The following is a 13373-nucleotide window of genomic DNA, read 5'->3' on the forward strand; positions in this document are numbered from 1 at the left end:
ATGTGAAGTCATGTCGACTCAAGGATTAACCATGAACGTCAGCCGAAGAAAATTCTTCAAGATCTGTGCTGGCGGTATGGCAGGGACATCGGCAGCACTGCTCGGCTTTACGCCGGACGTGGCGCTGGCGGAAACGCGACAGTACAAGCTGCTGCGTGCCCGCGAAACCCGTAATACCTGCACCTACTGCTCAGTGGGCTGTGGCTTATTAATGTACAGCCTCGGTGACGGCGCGAAAAACGCCAAAGAGACCATTTTCCACATTGAAGGAGATCCGGACCATCCGGTGAGTCGTGGTGCATTGTGCCCGAAAGGCGCGGGTCTGCTCGACTTTATTCACAGCGAAAGCCGTTTGAAATACCCTGAATATCGCGCGCCGGGCTCGGATAAATGGCAGCGCATCAGCTGGGACGATGCCTTTGATCGTATCGCTAAACTGCTGAAAGCCGACCGTGACGCCAACTTTATCGCGCAGAACGCCGCAGGCGTTACCGTCAACCGCTGGCTGTCATCAGGCATGCTGTGTGCCTCCGCGTCCAGCAACGAAACCGGCTATTTAACCCAGAAATTTACCCGATCGCTTGGCATGTTAGCGGTCGACAACCAGGCACGCGTTTGACACGGACCAACGGTAGCAAGTCTTGCTCCAACATTTGGTCGCGGTGCGATGACCAACCACTGGGTCGACATCCGAAATGCCAATCTGATCGTTGTGATGGGTGGCAACGCCGCTGAAGCGCATCCTGTGGGATTCCGCTGGGCGATGGAAGCCAAGATTCACAACAAAGCCAAATTGATTGTTATCGATCCGCGCTTCACGCGTACGGCATCGGTGGCAGACTTTTACACGCCGATTCGTTCCGGCACCGACATTGCTTTCCTGTCGGGCGTGCTGCTGTGGCTGCTGCAAAATGACAAAATCCAGCATGAATATGTGCAGGCGTACACCAACGCCAGCCTGATTGTGCGCGAGGATTATCATTTCGATGACGGCCTGTTCAGCGGCTACGACGACGAAAATCGCAAATACGACAAAACCAGCTGGAACTATGAGCTGGGCGATGACGGCTTTGCCAAACGCGATGACAGCCTGCAACATCCGCGCTGCGTGTGGAATCTCCTCAAGCAACACGTCAGCCGCTACACGCCAGAAATGGTGTCACGCATCTGTGGCACGCCAAAAGAGGACTTCCTGCACGTCTGCGAGCTGATTGGTGAAACCAGCGCGCGCGACCGCACCACCTCATTCCTGTATGCGCTCGGCTGGACGCAGCACTCGGTCGGTGCCCAGAACATCCGCACCATGGCGATGATCCAGCTGCTGCTCGGCAACATGGGCATGGCGGGCGGCGGTGTGAACGCGTTGCGCGGTCACTCCAATATTCAGGGACTTACCGATCTCGGCCTGCTGTCGCAGAGTTTGCCGGGTTACATGACGCTGCCCTCGGAGAAACAGACCGATCTGCCAACCTATCTCGCGGCCAATACCCCGAAACCGACGCTGCCCGGCCAGGTGAACTACTGGAGCAACTACCCGAAATTCTTTGTCAGCATGATGAAAGCCTTCTTCGGCGACAAAGCGCAGGCTGAGAACAGCTGGGGCTTCGACTGGTTACCGAAGTGGGACAAAGGCTACGACGTCTTGCAGTATTTCGAGATGATGTCGCAGGGCAAAGTGAACGGCTATCTGTGCCAGGGCTTTAACCCGGTGGCCTCGTTCCCGAATAAACGCAAAGTCATCGCGTCGCTGTCGAAACTGAAGTTCCTGGTGACCATTGACCCGCTCAACACCGAAACCTCGACCTTCTGGCAAAACCACGGCGAGTTTAACGATGTCGATCCGGCGAAGATTCAGACCGAAGTGTTCCGCCTGCCTTCAACCTGCTTTGCCGAAGAGAACGGCTCGATAGTCAACTCCGGTCGCTGGCTGCAGTGGCACTTCAAAGGCCAGGATGCGCCGGGCGAAGCGCTGAATGACGGTGAAATCCTCTCTGGCATCTACAGCCGTCTGCGCAAAATGTACGCCAGCGAAGGCGGTGCCTTGCCAGAGCAGGTGCTGAACATGAGCTGGAACTATCAGACGCCAGATAACCCGGCGTCGGAAGAAGTGGCGATGGAGAGCAACGGCAAAGCGCTGGCAGATGTTTTCGATGACAAAGGCACGTTACTGGTGAAAAAAGGCCAGCAGCTCAGCAGCTTTGCGCAGTTGAAAGATGACGGCAGCACCAGCAGCGGCTGCTGGATTTTCGCGGGCAGCTGGACGCCAGAGGGCAACCAGATGGCGCGGCGTGATAACACTGATCCGAGTGGATTGGGCAACACGCTGAACTGGAGTTGGGCGTGGCCGCTCAATCGTCGCATTCTTTATAACCGCGCATCGGCCGATCCGCAGGGCAATCCGTGGGATCCGAAACGGCAAATCCTCAAGTGGGATGGCAGCAAATGGGGCGGCATGGATATTCCGGACTACAGCGCCGCCGCACCGGGTAGCAATGTGGGGCCGTTTATCATGCAGCCAGAAGGCATGGGCCGCCTGTTTGCGCTCGACAAAATGGCTGAAGGTCCGTTCCCGGAACACTACGAGCCTTTCGAAACGCCGCTCGGCACCAATCCACTGCACCCGAACGTCATTTCGAATCCGGCAGCACGCGTGTTCAAAGACGATCTGGCATCAATGGGTAAAGCCGAGCAGTTCCCGTATGTCGGCACCACTTATCGTCTCACCGAACACTTCCATTACTGGACCAAACACGCGTTGCTCAATGCCATCGCGCAGCCGGAACAGTTTGTGGAGATAGGCGAGAAGCTGGCCAATAAGCTGGGCATCGTGCAGGGCGATACGGTGAAAGTCAGCTCCAATCGCGGCTACATCAAAGCCAAAGCTGTGGTCACCAAACGCCTGCGTCCGCTCGATGTGGATGGCAAAACCATCGATACCATCGGCATTCCGATCCACTGGGGTTATCAGGGCATTGCCAAGAAAGGCTTTATCGCCAATACCCTGACGCCGTTTGTCGGTGATGCCAACACGCAAACGCCGGAGTTTAAGGCGTTCCTGGTCAATGTTGAGAAGGTGTAGGAGAACGTAGATGGCTTATCAATCGCAAGACATTATCCGCCGCTCCGCCACCAATGGTTTCACGCCTGCCCCGCAGGCGCGTAATCATCAGCAGGAGGTAGCGAAGCTGATCGACGTCACCACCTGCATCGGCTGCAAAGCTTGCCAGGTGGCGTGTTCAGAGTGGAACGACATCCGCGATGAGGTCGGGCATAACGTTGGGGTGTACGACAACCCAGCGGATTTGACCGCCAAATCCTGGACGGTGATGCGCTTCTCAGAAGTGGAAGAGCACGGCAAGTTAGAGTGGCTGATCCGCAAGGATGGCTGCATGCACTGCGCCGATCCCGGCTGCCTGAAAGCCTGCCCGTCGGAAGGCGCGATTATTCAGTACGCTAACGGCATCGTCGATTTTCAGTCCGAGCAGTGCATTGGCTGTGGCTACTGCATTGCCGGCTGTCCATTTGACGTGCCGCGTCTGAATAAAGACGACAACCGCGTGTATAAATGCACGTTGTGCGTCGATCGTGTCAATGTCGGTCAGGAACCGGCGTGTGTGAAAACCTGCCCGACCGGTGCGATTCACTTCGGCAGTAAAACCGATATGCAGGCGCTGGCGGGCGAACGCGTGGCGGAGTTAAACACGCGCGGCTATGCCAATGCCGGGTTATACGATCCGGAAGGTGTCGGCGGCACACATGTCATGTACGTGCTGCATCATGCAGATAAACCGCAGTTGTATCACGGTTTGCCGGAAAACCCGAGCATCAGTCCGGCGGTCACTTTCTGGAAAGGCATCTGGAAACCGCTGGCCGCCATCGGTTTCGCCGCCACCTTCGCCGCCTCGGTATTCCATTATGTTGGCGTCGGGCCGAACCGGGTGGAAGATGAGGAAGACAACCTGCACGAAAAAGAGGAGCGCGAATAATGAAAAAGCGCGATCGTCTGGTGCGTTACAGCGCACCGGAACGCATCAATCACTGGATTGTGGCGTTCTGTTTTGTTCTGGCGGCCCTGAGCGGGCTGGGTTTCTTCTTCCCCTCGTTTAACTGGCTGATGCACGTGCTGGGCACACCACAACTGGCGCGTATCCTGCATCCGTTTGTTGGTGTGGTGATGTTTGCCGCTTTTCTGATCATGTTTTTGCGCTACTGGAAACAGAATCTGATTAATCGCGAAGACCTGATCTGGGCGAAAAACATCAACAAGATCGTGCGCAATGAAGAGGTGGGTGATACCGGCAAATACAACTTCGGGCAGAAGTGTGTGTTCTGGGCTGCTATCATCAGCTTAGTCTTGCTGCTGGCGAGCGGAGTGGTTATCTGGCGCCCTTACTTCGCAGGCGCCTTTGCAATTCCGCTGATTCGCGCCGCTTTGGTGGTGCATTCGGTCTCAGCTGTGGCATTGATCGTGGTGATTATGGTGCATATCTACGCGGCCCTGTGGGTCAAAGGCACCATTACTGCCATGGTTGAGGGCTGGGTGCCGGCCGCGTGGGCGAAGAAACATCATCCACGCTGGTATCGTGAGCAGCGCCAACGCCAAACACAACAGGAAAAACGTCCCTGATGAGTATTCGCATTATCCCGCAGGACCAGCTGGAGAAAGGCGAAAAAACACGGCGGAACAGGTTCCGCCGCTGCTTTTCCCTCGGCTGAAAAATCTGTACAGCCGCCGTGCAGCGCGTTTGCGTGAGCTGGCCGCGAAGAATCCGTTGGGCGATTATCTGCGCTTTGCTGCGGTGATCGCGCAGGCGCAGGACATCGTGCTGTACGATCATCCGCTGCAACTCGATTTGCGCCAGCGTTTGGCCGAAAGCGCCGCACAGGGTAAACCTCCGCTCGATATCCACACCTATCCCCGCGATGCCCACTGGCAGCGTCTGCTGCATTCGCTGATTGCCGAGCTGAAGCCCGAGATGAGCGGCCAGGCATTGGCGGTGCTGGAGAACCTGGAGAAGGCCTCCTCTTCCGAGCTGGAAGGCCTGGCCAGCGCGCTACTGGAGGGCGATTTTGCGCAAGTCAGTAGCGATAAATCCCCGTTTATCTGGGCGGCACTTTCAATCTATTGGGCGCAGATGGCGGCGCTGATCCCCGGCAAAGCGCGTGCAGAATACGGTGAACATCGCCAGTTTTGCCCGGTGTGCGCCAGCGTGCCGGTCACCAGCGTGGTGCATATGGATGTGGGCCAGCAGGGGCTGCGTTATCTACACTGTAATTTGTGTGAAAGTGAATGGTATGTGGTGCGCAGCAAGTGCTCCAACTGCGAGCAAACCCGCGACCTCCATTACTGGTCACTCGACAGCGAGAAAGCCGCGGTGAAAGCCGAAAGCTGTGGCGACTGTGGCACCTATCTGAAGATGCTGTATCAGGAGAAGGATCCGGCGGTGGAACCGGTGGCCGATGATTTGGCCTCGCTGGTGCTGGATGCGCGCATGGAGCAGGAAGGCTTTGCCCGTAGCAGCCTGAATCCGTTTATGTTTCCAGGGGATTAAGCCGAATTTCAGCTTTCCCACGAACTGTAGCGGCGCGATTTATCGCGCTATTTTGAGCCATTACATCAACGCGCGATAAATCGCGCCGCTACAATTTGTGTCCTTATCACTGTCGCAAAGGAAACGCCTGATGAAACTGATTGGCAGCTACACCAGCCCTTTTGTCCGCAAAATTTCAGTGATCCTGTTGGAAAAAGGCCTGGTGTTCGAATTTGTTAACCAGTCGCCCTGGGTAGAAGACAGCCATGTGCCGCAATACAACCCGCTGGGCAAAGTGCCGGCGCTGGTCGACGATAACCATCTCACCTGGTTTGACTCCTCTATTATCGCCCAGGTGATCGAACTGCGCGGTGACGCCCCTGCTCTGTTGCCGGATGACGCCCTGCTCGCTTTACAAGTCCGCCAGCTGGAGAAGCTCGCCGATGGCATCAACGATGCCGCAGTGATGATCGTGCGCGAGCAAATGCGCCCCGGCGATCAGCAATCCGAAGAAGTACTGCTGCGCAACCGTGAGAAAATTTTGCGTGGGCTGGATGCGCTGGAAACGGCGGCAGCCCAGGGTGAACTGTTGAACAGCGGCACGCTCAATCTGGCCGATATCGCCACCGGCTGCATGATTGGCTATCTCAATTTCCGCCGCGTGCTGCCCAACTGGTGCGTGAACCGCCCGGCGTTGATCAAACTGGCGGAAACGCTGTTTAAGCGGGAGAGTTTTGCCCGCACCGTTCCGCCTTCCCATTAAGCGACGCGATGAAAACTCTGTACTCGCAACTGCCTGCTATCGACAGCCTGCTCCGCGATCCCGCTTTGCAGCCGCTTCTGCTGCAATCCGGCACCGCTTTTACCACCCGCCAGCTGCGGGCGATGCAACAAGACGCACGCGCGCATATTCAACAGCATCAAACCCTGCCCGACTGGCACCTGAACTGGCCGCAAGAAGCGCAGCGCCGCGCGCAACAGCAGCAGCAGAGCGCATTGCGCCCGGTGTTCAACCTCACCGGCACCGTGCTGCACACCAATCTCGGGCGTGCCCAGTTAAGTGAGCGCGCAATTGAGGCGGTCACAGCCTGTTTGCGCCAGCCGGTGACGCTGGAATATGCGCTGGATGATGCGTCACGCGGTCATCGCGATCGTGCGGTGAGTGCGTTGCTGTGTGAACTGACGGGCGCAGAAGCGGCCTGTATCGTGAATAACAATGCCGCCGCCGTGCTGCTGATGCTGGCGGCACTGGCACCGGGTCGCGAAGTGATTGTCTCACGTGGAGAGCTGGTCGAAATCGGCGGCGCGTTCCGCATTCCCGATGTGATGCGCCAGGCGGGCTGCCAGCTGGTTGAAGTCGGCACCACCAATCGCACCCATCTGAAAGATTATCGAGCCGCCATCAGCGATAACACCGGCTTGCTGATGAAGGTGCACACCAGCAACTACCAGATTCAGGGCTTTACTCATGCGGTCGCGGAAGCCGAGCTGGTGGCATTGGCGGCTGAGCATCAGCTGCCGGTGATCACCGATTTAGGCAGCGGTTCGCTGATCGACATGACCGCATTTAATTTGCCCGCCGAGCCGATGCCGCAGCAGTTGATTGCCGCTGGCGTGGATCTGGTGAGTTTTTCCGGCGATAAATTGCTGGGCGGCCCACAGGCGGGAATTATCGTCGGCAAACAGGCACTTATCGACCAGCTGCAACAGCATCCGCTCAAGCGAGCCTTACGCGTCGATAAAATGACGCTGGCTGCGCTGGAAGCCACCTTGCAACTTTATCGTCAGCCCGAAACCTTGCGAGAGGCGCTGCCTACACTGCGCCTGCTGACGCGACCGCCGCATGAGATTTTGCAGCAGGCGGAACGGCTGATGCCCGCACTGGAACAGGCGTATGACGCTGAATTTTCGCTCAGTATCGCCGCCTGTTCGTCGCAAATTGGTAGCGGATCGCTGCCGATTGAGCGCTTACCCAGTTTTGCCATCACCTTTAGCCCACGAGACTCTCATGGCAGCTCGCTGGATGCACTGACGCAACGCTGGCGCACGCTGCCACGTCCGGTGATTGGCCGCATTCAGGAAGGCAAACTGTGGCTGGATTTACGCTGCCTCGAAGATGAAGCGGCGCTAATACGGACCTTAACCGCATGATTATCGCCACCGCTGGACACGTCGATCACGGCAAAACCGCGCTGCTGCAGGCGTTAACCGGTGTGGATGCCGATCGCCTGCCCGAAGAAAAACGGCGCGGCATGACCATCGATCTCGGCTATGCCTACTGGCCGCAACCGGATGGCCGCATTGTGGGCTTTATCGATGTGCCTGGACACGAGAAATTTCTCGCCAATATGCTGGCGGGCATTGGCGGTATTCATCATGCGCTGCTGGTAGTGGCGTGCGATGACGGTGTGATGCCGCAAACGCGTGAGCATCTGCAATTGCTGAGCCTGGCCGGACAACCCCCGCTCAGCGTAGCCTTAACCAAGGCGGATCGCGTTGACGCCGTGCGCATCGCTGAAGTGCAGCATCAGGTGGCGGAACTGACGCAACAATTGGGCTGGTCAGCGGTGCTGCAGTTTGTCACCAGCAGCACTACCCAGCAGGGCATCGGCGCGCTGCGTCAGCACCTGAGTGCACTACGTGCGCCGGATGTCGACACTGGCCGCCGCTTCCGCCTCGCCATTGATCGCGCGTTTACCCTCAAAGGCAGCGGATTAGTGGTCACCGGCACAGCCCATTCGGGTGAGGTTAGCGTGGGCGATTCGTTGTGGCTCAGTAGTCTCAATCTTCCGGTGCGCGTGCGTTCGCTGCATGCGCAGAACCAGTCAGTGACGCACGCGCAGGCCGGAGAACGTATCGCGCTGAATATCGTCGGCGATGTGGAGAAAGACCAGATTGCGCGTGGTGACTGGCTGCTGGCGCAAGCGCAACCCACAGGCACTCAGCGACTGATCGTGGCGCTGCGTTTGCTGCACCCGTTAAAAACCCCATCGCAGCCGGTGCATCTACATCATGCCGCCAGCCATATCACCGGACGGCTGAATGTGATTGCAGGCGATGTGGCAGAACTGGTGCTCAGCGAGCCGCTGTGGCTGGCCGAAAACGATCGGCTAATTATCCGCGACAGCAATGCCCAACTGACAATCGGCGGCGGACGTGTGCTGCTGCTGAACAGCAAGAAACGCGGCAAGCGCCATCCTGATTATCTCGGCTGGTTGCAACAGCTAGCGGCGTCAGAAACCGATGAAGCCAGCCTGCAGGCGCATCTGGCACAGCAACCGGTCGATATGGCCGAGCTAGCCTGGGCACGTCAGCTGAGCGACGATGCACTCAACAACCTGCTGGATAAGGTGGCGCCCGTGCGCCTCGGCAGCGCCGTCATGGCCGCTGAACAGACCACTGACTGGCAGCAGCGTCTGCTGGAAGCGCTGACGGCGTTTCATAAGCAGCATCCTGAAGTACCGGGCATTGGTCGCGATCGCTTGCGTCGGGTGGCACTGCCTCACCAGCCGCCGGAACAGGTTATCGCGCTGATCGATCGGCTGCTTTCACAAGGCCAGTTGCAGCACCGGCAAGGCTGGCTGCATCTGCCTGATTTCGAGCCGCGCTTTAATCCCCAGGAAGAAGCACTGTGGCAGCAGGTCGACCCGCTGTTTGGTGACCAGCCGCTATGGGTGCGCGACATCACACTGGCGATGCAGCAAGACGAAGAAACCATTCGCAGCCTGCTACTCACCGCCGCACGCCTCGGCCACATCACGGCGATCGTGCGCGATCGCTACTATCGCAGCGAGCAGATCCAGATCTTCGCCGATCTGATTCGGCAGCGTGACGCCAACGGTGGCAGCACCAGCGCCGCCGATTTTCGCAATCAGCTCGGCACCGGGCGTAAAGTCGCGGTGCAGATTCTTGAGTTCTTTGACCGCAGCGGTTTCACCCGCCGTCGTGGCAACGATCACCTGCTGCGCGACGCCCGCCTGTTCGACACTTCCGCTTAACCCTTCGCGTTGCTCAAAAATGTGCCAGGATGTAAGAATACTTCTTACATTGGGACACGATGATGGCACGTACCATGACAATCGATTTAGGTGATGAACTGCGCGAGTTTGTTGAATCTCTGGTGGAGTCCGGTGACTACCGTACCCAAAGCGAAGTGGTGCGCGACTCGCTGCGTTTACTGCGGGAGAGACAGGCGGCGTCGAAGCTGGAGGCGCTAAAAGAATTGGTAAGGCAAGGATTCGAAAGCGGTCCAGGTAAAGAGTGGGACCATGAAGATTTTCTGAGACGAGCAAAAGCCAGGGTGGGCATGTATGAAAAGGAAGATCACGATAAAACCGGAAGCTGATGCCGATCTGATGAAAATCTGGATTTACGGATACTGGAATTTTGGGGAGCAGCTCGCAGATGCTTACAACCTTAAATTTTCCCAGCTCTTCGATAAAATTGCCCTATTCGACCTGGGGCGAAAACGGCCGGATTTAGGTTATCAAATCTATTCACTTCCCTTCGGTGAGCACATTGTGATTTACCGTGCTGAGGTTGATGAGATCTTTATAGGTCGCATCTTGCACCACTCCCAGGAAGTCAGCGCCGAATTTTAAACAACAAAAAGGGACGATCGCTCGTCCCTTCGGTTCACTTCAGCACATCACTTACTGCAGCAGTGAAATATCCGCCACCTGCAGGAACAGTGCGCGCAGTTGCGCCAACAGCGTCAGGCGGTTAATACGCACTTCCGCTTCATCGGCGTTAACCATCACGTTATCGAAGAAGTTATCGACCGCTTCACGCAGCTGTGCCAGTTCTACCAGCGCATCCTGATAACGGCCTTCCGCGAAGTACGGCTGCAGTTTGTCACCGAGCGCCGTCACGAAGGTCGCCAGCTGGATCTCGGCGTTCTCTTTCAGCAGCGATGCCTGCACGCTGTCATTCAGGGTCTCGGTGCTTTCGCCAGGATGTTAGACACACGCTTGTTGGCCGCAGCCAGCGACGATGCCGCTTCCAGCGTACGGAAGTGGGATACCGCCTTCATGCGCGCATCGAAATCCGCCGGACGAGTTGGACGACGCGCCAGCACTGCCTGAATGGTGTCAACGCTGTGGCCTTCTTCCTGATACCAGGTACGGAAGCGACCCAGCATGAAGTCGATGACTTCATCCACCACTTTCCCGTTGCTCAGCTTGCTACCGTACAGGCGCACCGCCTCTTCGGTCAGGGTTTGCAGATCGAGTGGCAGGTTTTCTCAACGATAATACGCAGTACGCCCAGCGCAGCACGGCGCAGTGCGAATGGGTCTTTATCGCCTTTCGGATGCTGACCAATGCCGAAGATGCCCGCAAGGGTATCCATTTTGTCAGCAATCGCCACGGCATAAGCCACGGGATTCGATGGCAAATCATCACCGGCAAAGCGCGGCTGATACTGCTCGTTCAGCGCCACCGCCACATCTTCGGCTTCGCCATCATGACGTGCATAGTGCATGCCCATCACGCCCTGCGTATCGGTGAACTCGAAGACCATGTTGGTCATCAGGTCACACTTCGATAGCAGACCCGCGCGGGTGGCGTGGTTCACATCGGCACCAATCTGAGCCGCAATCCAGCCAGCCAGCGCCTGAATGCGGTCCGTTTTATCACGCAACGTACCCAGCTCTTTCTGAAACAACACGGTTTCCAGACGCGGCAGGTGATCTTCAAGACGCTTTTTACGGTCAGTGTTGAAGAAGAACTCGGCATCGGCCAGACGCGGACGTACCACCTTCTCGTTACCGGAGATGATTTGCTGCGGGTCTTTGGATTCGATGTTGGTGACGAAGATAAAGTGCGGCAGCAGTTTGCCGTCAGCGGCGTACACCGGGAAGTACTTCTGGTCACCTTTCATGGTGTAAACCAGCGCTTCAGAAGGCACCGCGAGGAATTTCTCTTCAAACTTCGCCGTCAGCACCACTGGCCACTCCACCAGCGAGGCGACTTCTTCCAGCAGGCTGTCGCTCAGGTCGGCGATGCCGCCCAGTTGCTGTGCCGCGGCTTCCGCATCCGCTTTGATTTTGGCTTTACGGGTCGCGAAATCAGCCACCACTTTACCGCGCTCCAGCAGCAGCTGTGGATACTGATCGGCGTTGTCGAGCGCGAACTCTGGCTCGCCCATAAAGCGGTGGCCGCGAATCACGCGATCGGACTGAATACCGAGAATCGTCGCCGGGATCAGCTCATCGCCCAGCAGCAGCGTCACGGTATGCACCGGACGCACAAACTGTACGTCGCTTGCGCCCCAGCGCATCAGTTTTGGAATCGGCAGCTTGCTCAGCGCGGTTACCACCATCGCCGGCAGCAGCGCCTGAGCGCTTTCGCCTTTCACTGACGCGCGATGCACCAGCCATTCGCCTTTATCGGTGCTCAGACGCTCAGCCTGATCCACCGTGATACCGTTGCCGCGTGCCCAACCTTCGGCCGCTTTGGTAGCATTGCCATCAGCGTCAAACGCAGCAGCAATTGCTGGACCACGTTTTTCCACTTCACGATCGGCCTGCGCCGTCGCCAGTTGGGCGACTTTCAGCGCCAGGCGACGTGGAGCGGCAAACCACTTCACTTCACCGTGTGCCAAACCGGCGCTGTCCAGCTCAGCGGTAAAATGCGCAGCAAAAGCTTCTGCCAGGCTGCGCAGGGCTTTCGGAGGCAACTCTTCGGTGCCAATTTCCACCAGGAAAGTTTTATCGGTCATGGCTGCCTCTTACTTGTTTTATTGCACATTGGGAAACCGAGCGCCTCACGGGACGCGTAATAGGCTTCCGCCACGGCTTTCGTCAGGGTGCGGATACGCAGGATATAGCGCTGACGCTCGGTCACCGAGATCGCCTTGCGTGCATCCAGCAGGTTAAAGCTGTGTGCCGCCTTCAAAATGCGCTCATAAGCTGGCAGCGGCAGGGGTTTTTCCAGCGCCAGCAGCTGTTGCGCTTCCTTCTCATACTGCTCGAAGCAGGAGAACAGGAAGTCCACATCCGCGTATTCAAAGTTGTAGGTCGACTGTTCCACTTCGTTCTGGTGGAACACTTCACCGTAGGTGGTTTTACCAAATGAACCGTCGCTCCACACCAGATCGTAAACGCTATCGACGCCCTGGATGTACATCGCCAGACGCTCAAGACCGTAAGTGATCTCACCGGTGACCGGCTTACACTCCATGCCGCCCACCTGCTGGAAGTAGGTGAACTGCGTCACTTCCATACCGTTGAGCCACACTTCCCAACCCAGTCCCCAGGCACCCAGCGTTGGATTTTCCCAGTTATCTTCCACGAAGCGGATATCGTGCACGGTCGGATCCAGGCCCAGCTCTTGCAGTGAACCCAGGTACAGCTCCTGCAAGTTGTCCGGGTTAGGTTTGATCATCACCTGGAACTGATAGTAGTGCTGTAAGCGGTTCGGGTTTTCACCGTAGCGACCATCGGTAGGACGGCGCGAAGGCTGCACATAGGCGGTGGCCATGGGCTCTGGGCCGATAGCGCGCAGGCAGGTCATTGGGTGTGAAGTGCCAGCGCCCACTTCCATATCCAGCGGCTGGACGATGGTGCAGCCCTGGCGCGCCCAGTAATCCTGCAAGGTCAGGATCAGGCCCTGAAAGGTCTTGGTATCAAACTTTTGCATGTTGAGTACGCGATAAGGGTCGATTAAAAAAGAGTGCGACAGTATACCCTTTGACCGCGCAATGTGCAGCCGGAAATCCTGGCGCGTCCGGGGAGGGTTTTGGCGCGGATCACCTCGCTAAAACCCGGAGATAAGAAAATCGTATACGATTCAGACAGACACCCCTCCGCTCGTATCGAATCCAAAATTAAATATTAAATTT

Annotated in this window: 9 protein-coding genes and 2 pseudogenes; 9 read left to right on the forward strand and 2 right to left on the reverse strand. The window is 57.2% G+C overall.

Annotated elements, in window-relative coordinates; translation table 11 throughout:
- Positions 1 to 31: 31 nt before the first annotated feature.
- The 9 genes and pseudogenes from fdnG to HA45_RS14130 all read left to right on the forward strand — a co-directional run bounded on the left by fdnG (position 32) and on the right by HA45_RS14130 (position 10132).
- Positions 32 to 3079, forward strand: coding sequence for a formate dehydrogenase-N subunit alpha (gene fdnG, locus HA45_RS14090; protein WP_143808505.1), 3048 nt, complete (start codon positions 32 to 34; stop codon positions 3077 to 3079).
- Positions 3080 to 3089: 10 nt separating this feature from the next.
- Complete coding sequence (gene fdxH / locus HA45_RS14095; RefSeq protein WP_100701544.1) at positions 3090 to 3986, forward strand: formate dehydrogenase subunit beta; 897 nt, start codon at positions 3090 to 3092, stop codon at positions 3984 to 3986.
- Positions 3986 to 4627, forward strand: coding sequence for a formate dehydrogenase cytochrome b556 subunit (gene fdoI / locus HA45_RS14100; RefSeq protein ID WP_034827952.1), 642 nt, complete (start codon positions 3986 to 3988; stop codon positions 4625 to 4627). The genes fdxH and fdoI overlap by 1 nt, the downstream gene beginning before the upstream one ends.
- Positions 4627 to 5552, forward strand: a pseudogene (fdhE, locus tag HA45_RS14105) (formate dehydrogenase accessory protein FdhE). Before fdoI ends, fdhE begins: the two are co-directional and overlap by 1 nt.
- Positions 5553 to 5682: 130 nt before the next feature.
- Positions 5683 to 6294, forward strand: coding sequence for a glutathione S-transferase (locus HA45_RS14110; protein WP_100701546.1), 612 nt, complete (start codon positions 5683 to 5685; stop codon positions 6292 to 6294).
- Positions 6295 to 6302: 8 nt separating this feature from the next.
- Positions 6303 to 7682: an L-seryl-tRNA(Sec) selenium transferase gene (gene selA, locus HA45_RS14115; protein WP_100701547.1), complete on the forward strand. Its 1380-nt coding sequence runs from the start codon at positions 6303 to 6305 to the stop codon at positions 7680 to 7682.
- Complete coding sequence (selB, locus tag HA45_RS14120; RefSeq protein ID WP_100701548.1) at positions 7679 to 9529, forward strand: selenocysteine-specific translation elongation factor; 1851 nt, start codon at positions 7679 to 7681, stop codon at positions 9527 to 9529. Before selA ends, selB begins: the two co-directional genes overlap by 4 nt.
- Before the next feature lie 62 nt (positions 9530 to 9591).
- The gene (locus HA45_RS14125; protein ID WP_100701653.1) at positions 9592 to 9876 is read left to right on the forward strand and encodes a type II toxin-antitoxin system ParD family antitoxin; all 285 of its coding nucleotides are present in this window, start codon (positions 9592 to 9594) and stop codon (positions 9874 to 9876) included.
- A complete protein-coding gene (locus HA45_RS14130) occupies positions 9842 to 10132 on the forward strand; it encodes a type II toxin-antitoxin system RelE/ParE family toxin (protein WP_100701549.1) in 291 nt (96 codons plus the stop codon). The genes HA45_RS14125 and HA45_RS14130 overlap by 35 nt, the downstream gene beginning before the upstream one ends.
- Before the next feature lie 51 nt (positions 10133 to 10183).
- Here the strand turns inward: HA45_RS14130 and glyS are convergent.
- Both glyS and glyQ read right to left on the reverse strand, forming a co-directional pair.
- Positions 10184 to 12251 (reverse strand): annotated as a pseudogene (gene glyS / locus HA45_RS14135) (glycine--tRNA ligase subunit beta).
- Positions 12248 to 13171 carry a glycine--tRNA ligase subunit alpha gene (gene glyQ, locus HA45_RS14140; RefSeq protein WP_128598964.1) on the reverse strand — a complete coding sequence of 308 codons (924 nt, stop codon included), beginning with the start codon at positions 13169 to 13171 and terminating at the stop codon, positions 12248 to 12250. Before glyQ ends, glyS begins: the two are co-directional and overlap by 4 nt.
- Positions 13172 to 13373 lie beyond the last annotated feature (202 nt).

The sequence above is a fragment of the Pantoea rodasii genome, from assembly GCF_002095465.1.
Lineage (GTDB): Bacteria > Pseudomonadota > Gammaproteobacteria > Enterobacterales > Enterobacteriaceae > Pantoea > Pantoea rodasii.

Excerpts from the sequence above, each read along its gene's own strand:
- HA45_RS14130 (WP_100701549.1), top strand. The coding sequence starts at position 9,842 with ATGAAAAGGAAGATCACGATAAAACCGGAAGCTGATGCCGATCTGATG.
- selA (WP_100701547.1), top strand. The coding sequence starts at position 6,303 with ATGAAAACTCTGTACTCGCAACTGCCTGCTATCGACAGCCTGCTCCGC.
- fdoI (WP_034827952.1), top strand. The coding sequence starts at position 3,986 with ATGAAAAAGCGCGATCGTCTGGTGCGTTACAGCGCACCGGAACGCATC.
- selB (WP_100701548.1), top strand. The coding sequence starts at position 7,679 with ATGATTATCGCCACCGCTGGACACGTCGATCACGGCAAAACCGCGCTG.
- HA45_RS14110 (WP_100701546.1), top strand. The coding sequence starts at position 5,683 with ATGAAACTGATTGGCAGCTACACCAGCCCTTTTGTCCGCAAAATTTCA.
- HA45_RS14125 (WP_100701653.1), top strand. The coding sequence starts at position 9,592 with ATGGCACGTACCATGACAATCGATTTAGGTGATGAACTGCGCGAGTTT.
- glyQ (WP_128598964.1), bottom strand. The coding sequence starts at position 13,171 with ATGCAAAAGTTTGATACCAAGACCTTTCAGGGCCTGATCCTGACCTTG.
- fdxH (WP_100701544.1), top strand. The coding sequence starts at position 3,090 with ATGGCTTATCAATCGCAAGACATTATCCGCCGCTCCGCCACCAATGGT.